Source organism: Paenibacillus silvae (assembly GCF_014639235.1).
GTDB classification, from domain to species: domain Bacteria; phylum Bacillota; class Bacilli; order Paenibacillales; family Paenibacillaceae; genus Paenibacillus; species Paenibacillus silvae.
In genome coordinates, this window is record NZ_BMFU01000001.1 from 491155 (window position 1) to 511402 (window position 20248).

A 20248-nucleotide genomic window follows, 5' to 3' on the forward strand; every position below is an offset into this window, starting at 1 on the left:
TTGAGATAAGCTCTTAATAACCCACCTTACTTTATTAAACACAGCTCATTCTTCTGCATAACCGGCATGTCCTGATCTTTTTTTTAAAAGGACACAACAAAAAAAGAACACTGCAAATAAAGTACACAAGATATACGGAATCCCCGGCTGAAATGAGTATAGCGTCGTTCCAATTACCGGACCTGCAAAAGAACCTACACCCTGTGCTGCAGATGCAAAAGGGGTAACATCGGCCTGCTCACGCACGCTTACCGCAAGTGAACTTGCACTGATATAACCTGGCAGCGTGAAACCTATACCCACACCTACTATGGCGTAAGCAAGCATGTAATCGGATGGTGCGATGGTAAATAACAAGAAACCCAACCCCAGGAAAGCAAGACCCAACAGAAGTAACTTGTCAGGCGGCCATTTGGGGAAACGTCCAATCACTAATTGTACAGCAGCAACGATTAATCCGGCAATAGCTGAAGCAAGGCCAATCATGCGAGTTGCCTCCTGTGCCGAGACAGAGAGTTTATCCTGAACGTAGAATCCTAAGGTCACTTGCAAAATAATCATCATGGTGGACAACACCAGACCAATACTTATATACAGCCGAATACGATGATCCAACGGAGACAGCTTCACCTTTCTACGAAGGTTGGAATCTGTTGACTGGCCAGGAATCATAAAAGCAAACATGATGAACACAATGATTAAAAGAAACGCAGAAATGTACATCGGAGCAGTGAGACTATACGATGCAAAGATAGCTCCCAAGACGGGGCCAAACACAAAACCCAATCCATTGGCTGCCCCGAAGAGAGCCATGCCGCCTGTTCGTTTTGCTGCTGACGTCCATTGTATCAAGTATTCCTGAGCAATGGCCGGGATGGCTCCGAAGAAAAATCCGGCGAGTGCACGCAATCCCAAAAACATCCAATACAAAGCAGCCGAATGGGTTAGGGCTAGTTGAGCACGATCCGCAATAAAAGCAAACGCCGTAATCGCTATCGTGTATCCCGATATCGCGAGCAGAAGCTTGGTTTTTCTGCGTATGGTTGTGTATTTTACCCACAGGAAACTTCCGAGAAACCAACAAAATCCGGTTATAGCAACCAAACTGCCAGACTGTATCTCGGACAATCCAAGATTCCGTGTAAGTGGACCGATAATCAAATTAAAATTGGCTATAGAGATCATTGCGGTCAGTACTGTAATAAAGATAACAAGAAAAGATTTCTTCATAACCATGCCTCATTCCTCAAATACTCCCTTGCGTTCCTTGCGCGGAAAGCAGGGTTAGATCATCCGTCCTTTTCCACTTTGATACAAGAGATATAACAGATAGGGAGAGCCAATCAGAGCCACCATCAACCCGGATGGAATTTCTTTGGGTAATGCGATCAGTCGGCCCGAAATATCCGCAGCTGTCAATACGATCGCTCCAATGATTGCAGCGAGAACGACCATCTTTCGATGCTGTTGACCCGTTAAAAGCCTTGCCGCATGTGGCGCAAGCAGCCCCACAAATCCAATGGTGCCTACGGTAGCCACAACCGTTGAAGCCAGAGTCACCCCTATCGCGGCAGCTATTAATCTGGACCGCTGGACATGCAGTCCAAGCCCCAACGCAACCCCATCATCGAAAGCCAATAGTTCTACACGTTTACCAAGCCACCACGCTATCGGAAATAATAAGAAACTAGCCAGCATAAGGGGAATAGCATCCGACCACCCTCGAGCATACGTGCTGCCTGCCAACCAGATTAAAGCTGCGGAAAAACTCGTTGTTTTCAAAACAAGGAACTGAATCAGAGCCGTGCCTACGGCAGTAACACTGACGCCTCCCAAGATCAGTATTCCAGGGTTGAATCCACTTCTCCAAGCAATGCTGAAGACGATCATGGCCGCGATTACAGCACCGATAAAAGCAAAGATCGTCAGCACCCACCCGGGTGCATAAGGCCAAATCACCAATATCGACAATACGCCGCTACCCGCACCTGACGTTACACCAATGACAGAGGGATCTGCCATCGGATTACGAACGGCGCCTTGGATCAGCAGTCCGGCGATGGCCAGTGCTGCTCCGCCAAACAGAGCGGCGGTTAGTCGTGGTAAACGCAAGTTCCACACAATATGCCGAAGCTGCTCATCCCCATATCCAAAAATAGCAAGCCACAGCTGCTTTGCAGATAACGCCATACCGCCTGTGCGCATGATTCCATAGAGTAAAAGCAGGAACAGCAGTACTCCCAGTATCGTACAAAGTAACGGGAAAGCGATTTTAGTTTGGATAGTCCTCCCGGACATTCCTGTTTTGGAATGCGTTGCATGCCCTCCAGCTTTGGATTTTCTCATGCGTATAATCATCCATATCAACCATGGCCCACCGATGGCTGCCGTTACAGCTCCAACCGGAAGATTCCCGTATGTGGCCTGAAACGGATATGTCAGAGCGTCAGCACCGAGTAAAATGCCAGCCCCCAACACGGCACTTGCTGGCAAAAGGATGTGGTGTTTCCTGATTCCCATAAGCCGGATCATATGAGGAGCAAGCAGACCTACAAAACCGATCGGTCCTGCCAGGCTCACACTGACCGTTGCCAGTAGAACTGCGATGACAAACATCATTAGTTTGGTTTGTAGAACCCGCTGGCCCAATGAAGCCGCAGATTCCTCGCCAAACCCTAGCAAATCCAGTGATTTCATAAATGGAACAACGAACGCCAAAGCCAAAATAATCCAGGGCCAAGTTGCCTGAACCCCGTTCCAATTATTTTGAGCAAGTGATCCTGACCCCCACGCAAATAGACTCCTGGCATCTTCCAAAAAAAGAATTTGAGCTACGCTCGTAAAAGAAGACAACAACAAGGTAACAATCATACCTGCCAATACAACACGAATGGGCGTTGAACGGGAGCCACCTGCCAAAACATAGACCACCAACACGGCTCCAAATCCTCCTGCAATTGCAAATACCATCGGAAAATGCGAGATAAAGGCAGGAGATGCTATTGTTCCAACAACGACCGCAAAGTAAGCGCCAGCATTGATGCCTAATGTGCCCGCCGAAGCGAGGGGATTCCGAAGAATCGTTTGTAACAAAGCACCTGCTACGGCCAGCGCCGCTCCACAAAGCAGACCCGCAACAGTTCTGGGAAGACGAAATTGCCAAATCATCTGGTCGGCTGCTGTCCCCTGTCCATGCAAGAGAGCCTGCATAACATCGAACAATCCCATGTTTACTTGACCCTGTGAGAGATTAATCATAAGCATCAAGAGCAAGAACAGGATACAGCCCAATACAATCCCAAATGTCTTCCAGCCCTGTTTATCCGCTAACGAGCTCACAATATATCTTCTCATTGCTTCATAAGTGCTTTCACCGTTTCTTGCACAAGCAATTTGGCACTGATTGGCCCGCCATATCCCCAAATCTGTCTATCCAATGGATACACGTGATTTTGCTTGACGAATTCCAGTCCTTTCCACACGGCATTCTCCTGAAGCTGTGCCTCGAGCCCGCCACTTGAGTCTGTATCCATATAAATAAATTCTGCCTGCTGCAGATCCGTTAGAGCTTCAACATTTGTCGCTGTCCCACCCAGTTGTTCGAATTTCCCTGAATCGTAAACATTGTTCAAACCGATCTTCTCTAAAATATTTGCGCCCTGCGAATTGTCTGTAAAAAGCATGATCGTTGGTCCGGATTGGCCCGGCATTAACTGCGCAAGTACAATATCCTTGCCCTCTATTCCTGCATCTTTTAACTTTACTTTGGCCTCATCATATACGGTCTGCAACGCTTTAAGCTGCTGTTCGGCTTCATCTTTTCGATCCACCATATCCGCAATCGTTCGAAACGTCTCGATCATCTCTTCATACTGATCCTTTCCTTCAGACGGATATGGATCAAATACCATGGTGGGCGCAATGTCCTGTAACATGTCATAGTTCTTTTTTGCAAAATATACATTGGTAAGGATTAGGTCCGGTTTTAATTCCGCAATCCTTTCGAGATTCGGCTCCTGACGGCCACCAACATCCGTTACGGTTGGATCAAGTGCCGGCTCAATGTTAACAATCGTATTGAACCCTGTTTTGGAAGCAATATCGGCTACACCCACGGGTTGAATACCTAAAGCGAGCAAATCCTCCGTATAATTAAAATCCAGTGCGACGATTCGTTTGGGCGTACCCTTCAACTCTAATGTTCCCAGCGGATGCGTGAACGTCCGAACCTCATCCGAAGAAGCTGTCGTACTCTCGTGTGTTGCTGTCTTCTCATCGGGACTGGATGCACAACCAGCCAACAACACCAACGCACTAATTAATACCATGATGTATGAACCCACCTTAAATCTCATCTTGTATGTCCTCCCTGATTTTTTATTTTCCAATGAGAATGATTATCACATGTCAAGGAAGCGTGTTCTACCTGCTGAGGATTTTTCTTCACCTGTAGCGGACTGAACCTAAGAAATGGGGCTATCCCAAAATCGGAACGAAAAGACCTCCAAAACCACGAGTGAAGTGGGCTGGAGGTCTTCATTTTTCTTTTTCAAGTAAAGCTTTCATTCTGCTTGTGTCGAGTTTGTTGTATAAACTCACTCGGATTACAGTTATATTTTTTTCGGAATGCGGATGCAAAATTACTAGGGTTGCTATAACCCACAGATACCGCTGCCTCACATACTTTCATCTGATTGGTTTCAAGCAGCCAAGCCGCTTTCTGGAGACGTTGTTCACGCACCAGGTCGAAGATCGTCATGCCAAACAATTCACGAAAACCTTTCTTCAGCTTCGTCGTGCTTAACCCCACGGTTTTGGATAATGCCTGAATAGAGAGCGGTTGCTCCAAATGGTTTACAATCACTTGCCGAGCCAGATGCAGCTTCTCCAGATCATTCCTGCTTTGAATTGGGATGGTCCTATCAAGTAAATTCCCCTCTTCCTGCTCGCTCATGAATAGCAGAATCAGCTCCAACGTCTTACTTTCTATGAATAAACGCTTCATTGCTCCTGTGTAGCTGCATGCCAACATTTCATATACGATCTTTTCGGTCATCGGATTCAATGGATGATGGCGAATGGTATTTCGATAGTGTTGAATCATCCCTTCCAGCCTGTTCTGTTCAGTCGGTGTCTCGAAATAGTCACTTAATACCTTGGGATCCAGTCTCACCTTCACCCCATAACTTTTAGTCACAGCGCTTGTCTCTAAATATACCTTCGTACGATCTGTAAAAAATACCGTATGTCCCGGAGAAGTGGATGTCGTTGTAGGTGTACTGTTCCATTCACAATATCCTTCTCCGCTTAGTCGGTAAGCAAAACCCAAAACCTGACAATCCTGATCAATACGCAGCTTCAGATTTTCCCGTAATACGAGGTTTTCAACGAGTACCTCCATGCCTGGTCGGATCATCATACGCATAATAGACCCTTGACCCAACCTTTCCGGCAGTTTTAATTGCTGCTCCCACCCTCTCAAAGACAGCTGGCTATCGATACCTTCAGATAAATGATCCATATATTGATGAACATCTGTTAATTGGAATTGGTGTAACATCGGAGAACCTCTCTTTCACGATAAATATCGAGAACCATTCTCACTATATACGATAAAACATGCCGCCTCAAGACAGGCAACACAAAAAAAGCGAAGTGAACACTTCGCTGAAATGGACCCCGGACAAATACATGCAGATGAGCAGTGTACAGCCGGAGTCCCTAGTTGTATCAAAATCTACTATTGCTCTATCTATCACCTAATCAGCCCTTTCCCTACAAGCCCACCTTATCCGGTAAACTTATCTCGTAAAATCATGCTGTCCAATCGTCAGCAGTGTTGGTCTGCTCTTGCTCCACTCGGACGTAGCAATCTTCGGATTGTAATAATACAGTGCACCTTTCGTCGGATCAACGCCATTCAAAGCTTGGCGCGCAGCCTTGAACGAGGTCGCGGTTGGCTTCAGATTAAACTGTCCATCGTCCACCGCGGTGAATTGTCCTTTCTGGAAAATGACTTCCGAGATGGATGACGGGAATTCTCCCGATTGCACCCGATTTAAGACAACTGCCCCTACAGCGACCTGTCCTTCAAAAGATTCACCGCGCGCTTCCCCATGGATCAGCTTCGCCAGTTGTCGCAGCGTTTCTCCTTCGGCTTTGACCTTTTTGTTCAGCCTCTCCAAAGTAATCGGTCCTGCTACACCATCCGCGCTCAGTCCCTGCGCTTGCTGGAACTTGAGAACCGCGCTCTTGGTGATGGAACCATAATAACCGGTCACACCAGCGTCAAAATACCCCAGCTCGCTCAATTGCTCCTGCAGTTGTACCACGTGCTCGCTGCGAATCCCTTGCTCCAGCTTCTGCGCTCCAGCCGAAGGTGCGGCAACGGTAAGTCCAAGCGTCATTGCACAGGCTCCAAGAAGCATACTGATCCGGCCTGCTCTCTTGCCACTCTTTCTCCCCCTGCCATGAGTGACCTTACGACTGACGGTGATAGGAGCTAGATCAATCACATCGCTTCCCGTGTAACCGCTGTGCATCCCACTCTCTTTAATGCTCTCGGTATAGCCATAAATCACATTCACCCCGGCGGCATCATCTATTCGTACCATTTCGTACACGCTATGCTCTTCATTCGCCATATGCTTTTCATTCCATTTTATCTTCTCATCAATGATACCTTCTGAATTTATTTCCTTGATACTTTCCATATTCATTTCATTCTTTTCTGGCAATACATTCATTACAAGCGTCTGATCCATCTCAAATCTATTCTTATTCGTCATTTCCTTAACCCTCCATTTTTCTGAATCCAGATATACGGCTTCCCCCTGAATCCTCACGGTTGGACATCCCGAGTGTCATTATAGGATAACGAAAATAGCACGTCTATCGGACCGATGGAGCATGAAAAAATGAGTCCTGCACATATCAAAAAGAGGCATGAGCCCATGGTCGTATCAGGGTCATACCTCTTCTTATATCAACCTTGTACCGCTTGTCCAGCTGCCATTTCCGTAGGCAAACAGACCCGCACAAAAGTTGCGCTAACATTTTCTGACTATGACTCAGCGAGTTCCTGTCCTTTCGTTTCCCGACCCCAGAACAGCACGGCAGCTGCTCCAATAAGGATCGTTACGAAGAAAATAGTGAAAATCAGGCTGATCGGAACCGCCCGCTGAACGAGCATACCCACCATAAATGGTGCGAGCACGCCCCCAATCCGGCCTACCGATGTAGCCAGACCAACGCCTGTGGAACGTACGGAAGTTGGATATAACTCTGGACTGTACGCGTACAGTCCGCCCCACGCGCCCAGATTGAAGAACGATAAGCAGATTCCCGCGGCCAATATCGTCGCTTCTGTTGTAGCCAGTCCAAAGGCGATCGCGCTAATTGCGGTCAGCGTCAGGTACACAACAAGCACAAATTTGCGGCCAAAACGTTCAATGAAATACGCAGCAGTAAAATAACCTGGCAGCTGTGCAATCGTCATGATCAGCACGTACTGGAAGCTTTTCACCAATGTAAAACCTTTTGCCATCACAACCGAAGGCAGCCACAAGAACATGCCATAATACGAGAAAATAACGGTAAACCACAAAATCCACAGCATTAACGTTGTTCGGCGATGCGGTGCAGACCAGACCGTGGCAACCTTCTCGCGGAATGTGATTTTACGCAATTTCGTGTGGTTTTTGTAACGAGGCGGGTCCTGAATGGCACGGCGCAGATACAGCGCATAGAACGCCGGAAGCGCACCGATTGCAAACGCAATTCTCCACCCATACTCTGGAATGACAAAATTGGCAATGAGCGCCGATACGATCCAGCCCCCTGCCCAGAAGCTTTCCAATAATACAACCGCACGTCCACGTTCGGCTGTAGGCATGGATTCTGATACCAGCGTAGATGCCACCGGCAGCTCACCGCCAAGGCCAATACCTGCAAGCAGACGCAGGGCGCACAATACTGCAAATCCGGTAGCGAGTGCAGACAGACCGCTTGCAATCGTGAAGATGAGCAGCGTCCACATCAGAATCGCTTTTCGTCCAAAACGGTCTGCAAGTGCACCAGCAAGCAAGGCACCGAGCGCCATACCAATCGAATTGATACTTGTCAGCACCCCGACTTGTCCTGGACTAAGACTCCACTCCTTCGCGAGTGCAGCCACGATAAAGGAGATCATGCCGACCTCCATCGCATCAAATAGCCAGCTCATACCGGCACTGAACAGCAGCTTGCGCTGCTTGGGATTCCGCAATACTTCCAATTTGCTCATCAGATTATAGCTCCCTTGATCTCTATGTAGTCATTCTGACACTAAACCATTATTATGCAGAATGAACCAGAAATCAATGCAAAATACGATGTGACGCCAATTTACAACGAATATAGAACAAACTTGGTTTTGCAAACAATCTTTCAGTCGTCTTCTCGTCCCTCACCCTTTGAGTGAACCTGCGGTCAGACCTGCCACGAAATAACGCTGGAGCAGCAGGAACAGCACAATCATCGGGATGGCTGTCACAAGAACGCCGGTCAGCATCATCGGGTAATTGGTCACGTACTCCCCTCGGAATTGCATTAGCGCAAGTGGCAGGGTCAGCTTCGACTTGCTAGTGAGCATAAGCATTTGAATGAGCAAGTCATTCCAGACCATCACAAGCAGAAAAGTCGCTGTTGCCGCGAGTGAAGGTGCCGCCAGTGGCAGAGCAATTCGGGTGAAGAGTCTCCACTCGTTGGCGCCATCCATACTGCCTGCTTCCAAAATTTCCGAATTCAGCATACGCATAAAACCTGTCAGCATGAACACCGAAACAGGCATCAGCATGGCAGCCGACACGATAATCAGACCCGTCAGGCTGTCGGACCATCCGAGCGTACGGGTGAGGGAATAGATCGGCAGCATGCTGACCTGGGACGGCACGATCAAACCTGCCACAAACAGCCCAAACACAATTTTACCTACACTGCCGCCCCAGCGAACAATAGCGTAAGCAATCATGCTGCTGAGCAGCAGCTCAATCGCAACTGTCCCGAGCGTCACAACCATACTGTTCCCGAAATATTGCCACATCGGCTGATTACGGAACAGCCCCGTCACATTATCCCACGTAAACGGGTCCGGCCAGCTGAATGGACTGGTGAAGAAATTGCTGCTTGTTTTAAACGACGATACAAATACAAAATACAGCGGCACAAGGATCAGCAGCGCGTACACAAACAGAATCAGTCGATTGAACCATTTGAAAACCATATAATCTCCCTCCTTTCTCTCAACCTCACACTTATAACTAATCTCTGCATTCAACATCAATTACCAACATTAACATCAGCTAGTTCGTATTTTTCGAACACAGCTCCCGATTCTCTAAAATGACTCTTTCTTACTTCTGCACACATTCTTGACTTATCATTCTCCCCGCTAACACTTACGAAAAAAAGCAATCATCTATCCGTTAATAACTTACCCGGTCGGCACGCAGCGCTTTGAACTGTAACAGTGTCAATAGCGCGAGCAGCACCAGGAAGATCATCGAACCGGCAGAAGCCAGACCAAATGAATAGCTGCCGAAGGCCGTATGATAAATATAGGTGGTCAAAATTTCAGTAGCGTAGTTTGGACCTCCGTCTGTCATTGTGAAAATGAGGTCAAAGGCCTTGAACGACTGAATCGTCGTATAGGCTACAACAATGGTTGCTGAAGGGGCTAGCAGCGGCCAGGTCACGGTACGGAATACCTGCCATTTACTGCCGCCGTCCATACGTGCCGCTTCATACAGTTCTGCCGGAATGCCTTGCAGTCCTGCGATGAACACAATCATCATTTGTCCTGCATGAGCCCATACCTGCACCGCAGCGATGGAGAAGATGGCAATCTTCGGATCACCGATCCAGTTACGAGCCATGCTGCCCATGCCCGCCTCATTTAATCCGTAATTGATCAGTCCAATGGACGGGTCATACATGAACGCCCAGATCAGACCGACCGAAACCGACGACAAAATCGCCGGCAGGAAATACAGCGCCCGAAGCACCACTCTTGTTTTGGTATTGCGTACCAGAAGCAGAGCCAAAACGAGTGAAATAAAGGTTTGTGCGATGACAACCGTTAACATAAACTCCACGTTATTTCCAAAGGCTTTGCGAAATACGATGCTGCTGAGACTGTCCTTGTAATTATCCAGCCCTACAAATGCATACGACGGGGATACCCCGTCCCAATCCGTAAAGGAGTAGAACAGCCCCGTCAATGTAGGAAATACGAACAATCCAACGTACAGCAGCAATCCGGGTAACAGAAACAGGGATAGCTGAAACCGGTTTTTCATCGTTTATTTCCCGATATGCTGATCAATGATCGCTTGTGCCTGCTGTGCTGCCTCTTCTGGTGAAGTGCCGCTCAGCACAGCCTGAATGGAATTGGTTACAGCCTTTTGGTTATCTCCATTCAGAATCGTGAACCGTGGCTGGAACACGGTCTTTTTGTTCGCCCACTCTCCTGCAACCTGAAGCTCAGGTGTGTCATACTTCACGTCATTCACCGTTACATTTTGTCCTGTCTGGTTGGCGTATGCGCCAGCTACATCCGGCTTGCTCAGGAATTCAAGGAATTTCTTGGCTTCTTCCGGGTGTTTCGACTTGCTGTTTACCGCAAGCATAAACGTGGTGGTGTGTACCCCTTCATATTTCGCTTGGTCGGCACTTACCGTAATCGGTGCGAGCAGCTTTTGCTCCAGATTCGGGTTTTGTTGTTTGTTCTGAGCGAGTTGATATGATCCACTTGCGAGCATCGCTGCTTTTTCCTGAATAAACAGTGCACCTGCTGCCGGGTCTTTCGTACCCAGTGCATCTTGCTGGAAGTATCCTTTATCGTTCAGTTCTTTGATTTGTGTCAATGTTTTCACCCAGAACTCATCTGTCAGTTTGGCTTCGCCTGCTTCAACTTTGGTAAAAATGTCGTCACTCGGTGCATTGTTCATCACCATCGTATTCATGAATTGACCTGGACCAATGTCTGCTCCGGCAAAGGCAATCGGAATGATGCCATTGTCTTTCAGCTTCTGGCAAAGAGCGAGGAACCCTTCCCAATCCTTCGGTGGTGTGAGGCCATACTTTTCAAACAGTTTCACATTATAGATCGGGTCGTTATATACAAGCTGGTATGGAATCGCATATTGCTTGCCGTCCTTCTGTCCAGCTTCGATCAGTTTCGGATTGTACGCCGACAGGAAGGATGATCCGGTCAGATCGGTAAATAATCCGGCTTTGCTGAAAGCTTGGAACTGAGCACCCGGGAAAGAGGCAAACACATCGCCCGTAGAGCCGTCACTGATTTTGGATTGTACTGTAGATTGATACTGATCCGAAGGCAGCGTCTGCATCTCCACATGGATGTTCGGATTTTCTTTTTCAAACGCGTCGATCGTTTTGTTGAATGCTTCGGAATCCTCGCCGCGCCAGTGCATGAAGCTAATGGTCACTTTGCCTGAACCTGAGGAGCCGTTCTCTCCGGATGACGCGTTATTTCCACCGCCGCAAGCGGACAGCAGAATGGACATCACCAGCATACTGACAAGCGGCAGAATCATTTTTTTCGTTTTTTTCATGTTTTTCATGAAAGACGACCTCCTAAGGATGATTAACGTAAGTTTAACGAATGTTTTACACAAGACACTCCGAGTGCAGTACCATCTTCCGATCGCTGTTACCCCCTGATTTTTTGAATTTATTCTTTCAATGGTTAAAATCTGGTGATAAAGGCGAGCGCTCCGCTTCTTCAGATCGGTTCTGCCCTCTCCGTTAAAGTGTAAAAAATGTATACTTACTTAAATTGGTAGTAACTAGTTTAGTAGTAACTGAATGTTGCTTCTGTCTAGTTTTCCACTTTTCGCGGATGATGGGCATCACGGTTTTGCCGAAGATTTCGGCTTCTTCCAGGTGCGGATAACCGGACAAAATGAACGTCGTTACGCCCAGGTCTCCGTATTCTATCAACCGTTCTGCAACCTGCTCCGCTGTACCCACAATGAGGATGGCTCCGCCGGAGCGTACTACCGACAAACCTGTCCACAAGTTCGGCCCAACCACAAACTGCTGTTTCTCCGACAGTTCCCGGAGCTCATTTTGTCTGCGCTGGTTGGTGGCATCCGTTTCGGCGAACGCGGCTTTGGCCTTTTCAATCGCTTCCGGCGGTACTTTGCTGATGATCTCCCATGCTGCTGCCCATGCCTCTTCTTCGGTATCCCGAATGAGCACCTGTGCACGCATACCGTAGCGGAGCTGACGATCTTGTCCCGTTTCCTCTTTCACCTGCTCCCGAATGACCTCGATCTCTTCGATCTGCTCCTGAATCCAGTCATGCGGCTCGCCCCACATCAGGAAGGTATCTGCATGTTCAACTGCCACTCGCTTTGCAATCGGAGAACTTCCTCCAAGATAGAATGGAGGGAATGGCTTCTGTACCGTCTCGGGCATACCTACCGGGCCTTTGAAGTTATAATACTGACCGTTAAATTCAGAATTTGGATCGCTGGATGCATCTGCACCTGATTGTGCACCACTTCCGGCAAACTCTGTCAGATTCAGTCCCGTCGACTGCGTCCATGAACGCTTCATGACTTCCATATATTCACTTGCGCGAACATATCGTTCATCATGCGCATGTGCCAGCGGATCACCGAGCTCTTCCAGATCTCGAACCGAACTGCCTGTAACCACGTTAATCATGGCGCGACCGCCGGAGAGCTGATCCAGTGCCGCACCCATGCGAGCAGCAAGTACGGGTGTCACCAGACCTGGGCGAATCGCTACAAGGGGACGCAATGTCTTGGTGTGACTCATTACCGCCGAGCCGACCACCCATGCGTCCAGACAGGCTCCCCCTGTCGGAATCAGTACAAATTCAAATCCGGCCGTCTCCGCCGTCTGTGCCACCTGCACCAGATAATCCAGACTTGGCTCACGCTCTGGCGCTACACCTACATACTTCCCATCTCCGGCGGTTGGTAAAAACCATCCAAACTTCATTTCTTCCTGTTCGCTCACCATCGTCATTCCCTTCTATGGATAAATAAAGTCTCATGTTGAAAATCAAGTCACGTTCGAGCACATTAGACGCTCCGGTTCCGAATCGTTCTTTCAACCGCTGTTATCCTTGGATTTTTTTGATTCCCTATTTCAAAGGTAAACATCCAATGATAAAGGCGGACGCTTCGCTTCTTCAGAATCGATTTCGTCCCCTCCACTACGTTCACACTCGTTAAACCCTATTTTTAAAGTGCGCCTAATTTCTAATCATTTTGTAAAGTATACATTCCAATACCGATTAATTAACTTGGTTTAATAGGTATGGACATCATAACAATTGATTTGTCTGTGATCAATGTCATTTCGCGGCAATTTATTTTTGTCATTTTGTGGTCGTTTTTCGAATTCGGGTTTTACTCGTCTTGAATTTACATAAAACCAACCTGTATAATGGGTTATAAACAATTCTTTTAGATGATATCAACGATACTTAATGATTAAAGAGGTGTTCCTGATGACCGAGCTTGAACGCATGAAGGAGGATCACCACGAGTTTCTGGATATTCTATTCTTCACTCCGTCTGAATTTGAGAAGGCCAGCGGCGCCTGGCCCTTACGCATTGGTCGCAACATTGCCAAAAGCAACTATCATATTGGTCCTCGGACTACGCCATATCACTATTTGTTATTTGTACTGGAGGGGGAGGGCACATTCATTCAGGACGGAAAGCAGTATTCTCTGCGAGCCAGAGATGCCTTCTGTCTGTTTCCGCATGTCACGCATGAGTACTGGACAGATCCCGACCATCCATTGCAAAAAATATTTATCGCCTTTGACGGAGCATATGCCGCTGAACTGCTCTCCCGAATTGGGCTGAGTCCTGATACACCCTATCGTTCAGGTGTACTCACATCCGAAACGGCTAACAGCATGCGTTCTTTTATGGAAGACGTTCGCAAACCACAGGACGGTGCCAGTGATCTGGGGCGACTGACCCGGTTTCTCAGTCTTTTTGACCGTATCGCACGTTCTCCGGCGACCAAAGACTTGCAACCGGATGTGGCTACTCCTTGGCTTCAGAAAGGTAAAGAGTACATTGAACTTCATTTCGCAGGCGGAATTACCGTAGAAGGTGTGTCCGCTCACGCAGGGGTGGATCGAACCCACTTCGCCAAGCAGTTTCGCAAAGCTTACGGCCTGTCCCCTGTGCAATATATTCAGCAGCTCAAAATGAACCAGGCCAAGCTTCTGCTTGTGCAGACCACGCTGAGTTTAACGGAGGTGGCTCATTCCGTGGGTTACCCCGACCTGTTTTCGTTCTCCAAAGCCTTCAAAAAGCAGGTTGGTCTGCCCCCCAACCGTTATCGAATAACAACAACGGAACAGAAGAGAGATTAAATGAGTTGGATAAGAAATTCGGCGCTAACTGTGGCGTTTCCAGTTTCCATCCTGCTTAGCGCTAAATAACCTGAATAAGGAAACTCCCTTTACTAGCGAGTGATCGGGATTTGCCTTATTCAGGTTTTCTTTTCATTTTACTTCCTGAACCTATGTAACTTATGTACTCGGTGTTACGTTACTTCTAATGAATATACCAAAGGAGTGGTTGATCATGCGTCTTTCCAATCGGAAACCAAAACATTCAGGGTTCTCAATGAAGACTTTGCTATTCCTACCCCGTTGTTTCAGTTCAAGGTTGGAAGTGATACGTTCCAGCACAATGATGAGTCATTTCGGACAAATAACCCCGTTCTTTTGATTCAAAACCGCATTTATTTTCCGCTAAAAGATATCGTTTCGGTCTACGACATTAATGTCTCCTATGACTCGCAGACGAGAACGGTTCAGGTTAGTAAGGAGTAGAGTTACACTTAATCTGTTTAGAGAGGTAGGATATTGCCAATATGAGATTAACGGGAACAGTTCTCTCTAATTGATGTGAAAATCCCTTCTGAGCCGTAAAGCACAGGAACGAATACCTGCAGCTTTTGCCCAGAAGGGATCATAACTTCACGTTGAAGCTTAGACTATTCCGTTTGTGATTCCTCTTTCTTCTCCTCCGTCTTGCGCGCCAGCGGAATCCCGTTTTGCTTCGCATACCAGGCCTCATAATGATGCACAGCCACACCTGCAAAAGAAGAATGTGATGCGCCCAGTTTAAACACCTTCTGCATCTCTTCGTCCATATTGCTGATCGGTTTGCGGAAAAAGGTCAGGTGGTCCCCCTCATGCGTATCCGCAAGTTCTGCTCCAATCCAGACCTTCTTGCCCAGCTCATCCGCCTCAGCCAGTTCTTCCTTGGACAGATCATACATCTGCTGCCCTCTATCCCGATAAGCCATAATAGCTACCGCATCAAAACGGGAGATGACCCAGCGACTGAATGTTTCCTTGCCTCCAGCGGACTGACGGGCATCCAGCCAGAATGGAATCGCTGCGCTCATATACAGGCCTGCGGCCTTTCCGGCCTCCGTCCAGACCTCCATATTGTTCTGCCACTCGGCAATGACACTGCTCTCTTCGTTCTCCCAACGTCTTAGCTGGTACGGCTCGACATCGAGCTGAATGCCCACAAAGCGTTCATTCTTCGCAGAAGATGTATTGTATGCACGGACTCTTTCGATAAAAGCAAGTCCTTCTGCGCGCTTTTCGCGATAAGCCCAGTCGGCATGACCGTTAAGGGCGTGCACTTCGATCTCGGCATTGGTAGCAGCTGCAATAAACTTGCGATAGGCCGCATCGGGTACCTCATCCTGAACTTGCAGGAAAATGGTATCCACGCCCTGTTCCTTGGAGAACGCGATAATCTCAGGTGTCTGCTTCGTAATGATCGACGTATCCCACAGCCAGGTTGCCTTGTGCTCCTCGTGCGAAAACCATTTGAACAGCCAGGACAGCAGCAGCAGGCAGAACACCACAGCCACTATAGCCCATTTAGCCTTACCTGCCCACTTGCCCTGTTTTCTCATCAGTCGCCTCAGACGAGAACCGCTTCACTTGGTGCAAACACAGGATGCTGTACCGAGTGACCAATCTTGTAAATGTGTGAATGATTATACGTACGGAATGCATTACGTGTATCCAGAATCGGTACACCCAGCTCCGCAATATCATAATAAGGCAAGTCGCTGTGGTTGGTGATCAGCACGATGCAATCATACGTTTTGAACTGCTCCAGATTAAAAGCCTGGCTGTACACGGTTTCGCCATGTTTATCTCTGAACGATGCTGCATGCGGGTCGTAATAGCTAACGTTTGCGCCGCTTTCCTTGAACAGCTCGTATACTTCCAGTCCTGGTGATTCACGCAGATCGGCAATGTTCGGTTTGTACGACATGCCGAGCAGCAAAATGTTCGATTTGCGAACAGACTTCGCGTATTCATTCAGGATCGTTGACGTTTTATTCAGTACATAGTACGGCATATTGTCATTGGTGGATTGCGCAAGCTCAATAAATTTGCTGTAGAAACGGAATCCTTTGGCCTTCCACGACAGATACATCGGGTCGAGCGGGATGCAGTGTCCGCCGATGCCTGGCCCTGGATAGAATGGCATAAAGCCAAACGGTTTTGTCGCAGCCGCGTCAATAACCTCCCAGATATCGATACCCATCCGGTCGCACATCATCGCCATTTCATTAACGAAGGCAATGTTGACACTGCGGAAGGTGTTTTCCAGCAATTTGGACATTTCCGCTACTTTAGGTGAAGATACCGGAACCACGGTTTCTACATATTTGCTGTATAACGCCGTGCCGAGCTTCAGGCAAGCTTCGGTGGTACCACCAATGACTTTCGGTGTATTATACGTGGTGAAACGGCCATTGGACGGGTCCACTCGCTCAGGCGAGAAGCAAAGGAAATAGTCCTTGCCAGCTTCATGTCCGATCTTGTCCAGCTCCTGCTGGATCAACTCTTCCGTTGTACCTGGATACGTGGTGCTTTCCAGTGTAATCAGCATGCCGGGCTTCATATGAAGCTTGATCTGGTCTACAACGGTCTCAATGTAAGAGGTATCCGGGTCCTGATTTTCGCTAAGCGGTGTCGGTACGCAGATGCTTAATGCGTCAATGACACGCAGCATGCTGTAGTCCGTTGTTGGCTGGAAACGGCCGCTTTGCATTACTTTTTTCAATTCGTCGGATGAAATATCGTGAATATAGGAATCTCCATTGTAGATGCTGTCGACTTTGGAAGCATCCAGGTCGATGCCGATGACGGTAAACCCTTGGTTAACCATCTCCACCGCAAGGGGAAGGCCAACATAACCGAGGCCGACAACGCCCAGTACCGCTTCTTTATTTTCGATCGCGTTCAGTAAAGTGTGAAATTGTTGATTCTCCATGATATTCCCTCCGGGCAGTTTATTTGATGTTGCTTATATGAGCTGAATTAAGGGGATTTACACGGACACTCCGATGACAGAATAACCTTCCAATCGCTGTTATCCCCAGATTTTTTTGATTCCCTTTTATTAAAGGGAAAATCCGGTGATAAAGGCGACCGCTTCGCTTTTTCAGTTTTTTTCTGTCCTCTCCGTTAAAGTGTAAAAGAATAGTTCAGATCATAATAGATGTGGTAGTAGTTTTAAGCGTTGTGACTCTAATTCTACTTATCTTTTAGTGCAGGCAGCGTCTGATCCGGGCGTCCAGCTCCACAGGAGAGAACGGCTTGGTCATATAATCATCGACCCCGCTGCGGAAGCATTGGCTGATCGTTTGCTCGACCCGCTGCTCCGTCAACACAACAATTTTGGGCGGCTGCTCCATCTCCAGCTTCTGAATGTGATGGATAAATGGCAGACCATCGATGCCATATAGATTCAACTCGGTCAGCACCAGATCAGGCGTTACTTTTTCGATCAGCTCCAGAGCGGCGAGTCCATCCACCGCTTCGTAGGTTTCGTATCCCTGCATTTTCAGACGCAGCTGCAAAAATTCACGAACCGTCGGATCATTATCCACGATCAAAATCCGTTCCGGGTCATCCGCCGTATGCTCCAGCGTATAGATATGAATTTCCGATGAATCCACAAGCTTCGAAGATTCGGCCATATGCTGAATCGTTGCCTTCGAAGGGCGCTCCCCTGGCGGGAAACTGGCCAGTGTAATTTGCGGATCAGCACCAGGAACGCTCTCCTGCAGCTCATGCTTGATACGAAGTCCTTCATAGTGAACCTCGTCGAGCGAGAGACCTGGAAGCAGTACAGCAATGGTCTGCGTCTTGCTATCCTGCCATACCTCGAAGGACGCATAACCCGCGTGCTCCAGATGTGTCCTGACCTGCTGCTCTGGCTGAACCTGACCTGCACAGTGAATGAACATTAAGCCGCATGCTTCAGCACCTGTTTCCTTTAATCCCTGTTCTACACTGCGGTACACATCAACGGCAGCCTCACGCTGCAATGTCGCCGTATTTGGCATGTTCTTTTCCACCCTTCTCCTTCAATGATTTATACAAGTTCAACAGGTTGTTTACACGAATACTAAGTTGACAGAACAATCTTCCGATTTATTTGCAGAAAGCTTTTATATAAGTTGAACTAAAGATTTTACACAGCCCACTTCGATGACAGAATAACCTTCCAATCGCTGTTATCCCCAGATTTTTTTATTCCCTTTTCCAAAGCGGTGATAAAGGCGAACGCTTCGCTTTTCCAGGTTTTTTCTGTCCTCTCCGTTAGATGTAAAAGAATAGTTCAACTTATATAGCTTCGCTTTTTTCAGATTATTTCTGTCCTCTTCGTCGTCGTGTAAAAATGGAGTTGAACATCTATACTGTTGTTACTTTATTGCCTGCCTTAGGCAGCTTTACTTGCGTCTTTGGATTCCTCGGACCAGCTTTGGCGGGTCATCGTGCCCCAGGAATTGTTGTTTTGCAAAAACTGAATGTGGCCCTGCAATCTCCATAAAACGCCGAGCTGGTGGTAACCCACAAATTTCAGCGCAGAATAGACGAGCATTTTGACCAGATCGGAGAGCTTGTTGTACCGTTTAAACGCAATCTCCTCCAGAATCAACGCCCCTATACTCAGCAGATATCCACTCACAAAGTTCAGCAAACCGAACAGGACAAGAATCGGCCACTGAGTCATGTCCAGAAGCACGTACCCGGCCAGAGCAATCAGTCCGGTAATTCGGAAGTACGGATTCAGCGCTTCGAAAATGACGTTATATGGCATCGTAATTAATCCCATAACCTTGTATTTCGGGTTGAACAGCATACCGCGATTTTCCAGCATGTTTTTCAGATTCCCGCGGCCCCAGCGCTTGCGCTGGCTGGACAAAATCCGGTAGGAATCCGGCGCCTGTGTCCAGCACACCGCTTCAGGACAGAAGGCAACGCGGTATTTCAATTTATTTTCCAGCATATAGCGATGAAGCTTGATAATAATGTTCATATCCTCACCCGGATAACCGTCGCGGTAACCTCCTACGGCAATTACTGCATCCTTGCGGAACATACCAAATGCACCAGAGACGATGATCAGACCGTTCATATGACTCCAGCCAATCCGTCCGCCGAGAAAGGCTTTGAGATACTCGATAGACTGGAACATCGGCCAGATTTTGCGCGGCAAGGATACGTCCTGTACCGCACCATTTTCGATCTTGCAGCCGTTGGCAATACGCACATCCCCGCCGATCGCTACAGTTTCTTCCGGGTTCTCCATGTACATGCGTGCCATGCGGATCAGGGCATCCTTCTCCAGCAGTGAATCGGCATCAATGGAAGAGATGAGCGGATAATGGGACAGGTTGATGCCCGCATTCAGGGAATCAGCCTTGCCGCCATTTTCCTTGTCGATTACATACAGATCCGGGAACTCCGGGTTGTGGTAAATTCCGCGAATGGTCTGACAAGGGATTTTCCCGCGAAGCTGCATATTCGGCATAGGCTTTAGACGGTATTCCTCAAGCAGCATCTTCAAGGTGGAATCGCTGGAGCCATCATTGACGACAATGACCTCATACGTAGGATAATTCAGTGTCATCAGGCAGTTCACATTTTCAATAATCGTCAGTTCCTCGTTGTACGCTGGCACCAGCAGGGAAACCGAAGGTACCAGCTCCGAGCCGGATAACGTGTTGTACTTGGAGTAATGTGAACGCCGGAAGATGGTCCAGATGTTACGAAATGACAAGGCCAGTATGGAAAAATAAAGTGCATTAACAAACACCACATAATAGATGGCGACCATACCGTAGATGA

General features: G+C 47.9%; 16 protein-coding genes. 2 read left to right on the plus strand and 14 right to left on the minus strand.

Annotated features, from left to right (window positions below; translation table 11 throughout):
* Positions 1–45: 45 nt before the first annotated feature.
* The 10 genes from IEW26_RS02245 to IEW26_RS02290 form a co-directional block, all read right to left on the minus strand.
* The gene (locus tag IEW26_RS02245; RefSeq protein WP_188591145.1) at positions 46–1230 is read right to left on the minus strand and encodes an MFS transporter; all 1185 of its coding nucleotides are present in this window, start codon (positions 1228–1230) and stop codon (positions 46–48) included.
* Positions 1231–1284: 54 nt separating this feature from the next.
* A complete protein-coding gene (locus IEW26_RS02250) occupies positions 1285–3339 on the minus strand; it encodes an iron ABC transporter permease (RefSeq protein WP_229729611.1) in 2055 nt (684 codons plus the stop codon).
* An 11-nt stretch (positions 3340–3350) separates the two neighbouring features.
* A complete protein-coding gene (locus tag IEW26_RS02255; protein WP_229729612.1) occupies positions 3351–4355 on the minus strand; it encodes an ABC transporter substrate-binding protein in 1005 nt (334 codons plus the stop codon).
* Between the two features lie 194 nt (positions 4356–4549).
* Complete coding sequence (locus IEW26_RS02260) at positions 4550–5560, minus strand: helix-turn-helix domain-containing protein (RefSeq protein ID WP_188591147.1); 1011 nt, start codon at positions 5558–5560, stop codon at positions 4550–4552.
* A gap of 241 nt (positions 5561–5801) precedes the next feature.
* Positions 5802–6428 (minus strand): cell wall hydrolase, encoded by a 627-nt coding sequence (locus IEW26_RS30695; protein WP_188591643.1) that lies wholly within the window; start codon positions 6426–6428, stop codon positions 5802–5804.
* 635 nt (positions 6429–7063) lie between these two features.
* Positions 7064–8284, minus strand: a complete 1221-nt coding sequence (locus tag IEW26_RS02270; RefSeq protein WP_188591148.1) for an MFS transporter — start codon at positions 8282–8284, stop codon at positions 7064–7066.
* Positions 8285–8446: 162 nt separating this feature from the next.
* Positions 8447–9262, minus strand: coding sequence for a carbohydrate ABC transporter permease (locus IEW26_RS02275; RefSeq protein ID WP_188591149.1), 816 nt, complete (start codon positions 9260–9262; stop codon positions 8447–8449).
* 202 nt (positions 9263–9464) lie between these two features.
* The gene (locus tag IEW26_RS02280) at positions 9465–10337 is read right to left on the minus strand and encodes a carbohydrate ABC transporter permease (protein ID WP_188591150.1); all 873 of its coding nucleotides are present in this window, start codon (positions 10335–10337) and stop codon (positions 9465–9467) included.
* 3 nt (positions 10338–10340) lie between these two features.
* Entirely contained in the window at positions 10341–11615 is a 1275-nt protein-coding gene (locus IEW26_RS02285) for an ABC transporter substrate-binding protein (protein ID WP_188591644.1), read from the minus strand.
* 193 nt (positions 11616–11808) lie between these two features.
* Positions 11809–13056 carry an LLM class flavin-dependent oxidoreductase gene (locus IEW26_RS02290; protein ID WP_373288399.1) on the minus strand — a complete coding sequence of 416 codons (1248 nt, stop codon included), beginning with the start codon at positions 13054–13056 and terminating at the stop codon, positions 11809–11811.
* Positions 13057–13549: 493 nt separating this feature from the next.
* Between IEW26_RS02290 and IEW26_RS02295 the strand changes: the two genes are divergently transcribed.
* Entirely contained in the window at positions 13550–14434 is an 885-nt protein-coding gene (locus IEW26_RS02295) for a helix-turn-helix transcriptional regulator (RefSeq protein WP_188591646.1), read from the plus strand.
* 204 nt (positions 14435–14638) lie between these two features.
* On the plus strand, positions 14639–14899 hold the full coding sequence (locus IEW26_RS30700; RefSeq protein ID WP_188591151.1) for a stalk domain-containing protein: 261 nt from the start codon (positions 14639–14641) through the stop codon (positions 14897–14899).
* A gap of 164 nt (positions 14900–15063) precedes the next feature.
* On the opposite strand, the gene IEW26_RS02305 is transcribed toward IEW26_RS30700, so the two are convergent.
* The 4 genes from IEW26_RS02305 to IEW26_RS02320 all read right to left on the minus strand — a co-directional run bounded on the left by IEW26_RS02305 (position 15064) and on the right by IEW26_RS02320 (position 20237).
* Positions 15064–16005 (minus strand): hypothetical protein, encoded by a 942-nt coding sequence (locus tag IEW26_RS02305; protein WP_188591152.1) that lies wholly within the window; start codon positions 16003–16005, stop codon positions 15064–15066.
* Between the two features lie 8 nt (positions 16006–16013).
* Positions 16014–17381, minus strand: coding sequence for a nucleotide sugar dehydrogenase (locus IEW26_RS02310; RefSeq protein ID WP_184187622.1), 1368 nt, complete (start codon positions 17379–17381; stop codon positions 16014–16016).
* A 274-nt stretch (positions 17382–17655) separates the two neighbouring features.
* Positions 17656–18459, minus strand: a complete 804-nt coding sequence (locus IEW26_RS02315) for a response regulator transcription factor (RefSeq protein ID WP_111273447.1) — start codon at positions 18457–18459, stop codon at positions 17656–17658.
* Between the two features lie 377 nt (positions 18460–18836).
* Positions 18837–20237, minus strand: coding sequence for a glycosyltransferase family 2 protein (locus IEW26_RS02320; RefSeq protein ID WP_186323052.1), 1401 nt, complete (start codon positions 20235–20237; stop codon positions 18837–18839).
* Positions 20238–20248 lie beyond the last annotated feature (11 nt).

What these genes read in the sequence shown, in the direction of transcription:
- IEW26_RS02320 (WP_186323052.1), bottom strand. Translation starts at nt 20,237, where the DNA reads ATGGTCGCCATCTATTATGTGGTGTTTGTTAATGCACTTTATTTTTCC.
- IEW26_RS30695 (WP_188591643.1), bottom strand. Translation starts at nt 6,428, where the DNA reads ATGCTTCTTGGAGCCTGTGCAATGACGCTTGGACTTACCGTTGCCGCA.
- IEW26_RS02270 (WP_188591148.1), bottom strand. Translation starts at nt 8,284, where the DNA reads ATGAGCAAATTGGAAGTATTGCGGAATCCCAAGCAGCGCAAGCTGCTG.
- IEW26_RS02305 (WP_188591152.1), bottom strand. Translation starts at nt 16,005, where the DNA reads ATGAGAAAACAGGGCAAGTGGGCAGGTAAGGCTAAATGGGCTATAGTG.
- IEW26_RS02260 (WP_188591147.1), bottom strand. Translation starts at nt 5,560, where the DNA reads ATGTTACACCAATTCCAATTAACAGATGTTCATCAATATATGGATCAT.
- IEW26_RS02275 (WP_188591149.1), bottom strand. Translation starts at nt 9,262, where the DNA reads ATGGTTTTCAAATGGTTCAATCGACTGATTCTGTTTGTGTACGCGCTG.
- IEW26_RS02290 (WP_373288399.1), bottom strand. Translation starts at nt 13,056, where the DNA reads ATGGTGAGCGAACAGGAAGAAATGAAGTTTGGATGGTTTTTACCAACC.
- IEW26_RS02245 (WP_188591145.1), bottom strand. Translation starts at nt 1,230, where the DNA reads ATGAAGAAATCTTTTCTTGTTATCTTTATTACAGTACTGACCGCAATG.
- IEW26_RS02315 (WP_111273447.1), bottom strand. Translation starts at nt 18,459, where the DNA reads ATGCCAAATACGGCGACATTGCAGCGTGAGGCTGCCGTTGATGTGTAC.
- IEW26_RS02310 (WP_184187622.1), bottom strand. Translation starts at nt 17,381, where the DNA reads ATGGAGAATCAACAATTTCACACTTTACTGAACGCGATCGAAAATAAA.
- IEW26_RS02295 (WP_188591646.1), top strand. Translation starts at nt 13,550, where the DNA reads ATGACCGAGCTTGAACGCATGAAGGAGGATCACCACGAGTTTCTGGAT.
- IEW26_RS02280 (WP_188591150.1), bottom strand. Translation starts at nt 10,337, where the DNA reads ATGAAAAACCGGTTTCAGCTATCCCTGTTTCTGTTACCCGGATTGCTG.
- IEW26_RS02255 (WP_229729612.1), bottom strand. Translation starts at nt 4,355, where the DNA reads ATGAGATTTAAGGTGGGTTCATACATCATGGTATTAATTAGTGCGTTG.
- IEW26_RS02285 (WP_188591644.1), bottom strand. Translation starts at nt 11,615, where the DNA reads ATGAAAAAAACGAAAAAAATGATTCTGCCGCTTGTCAGTATGCTGGTG.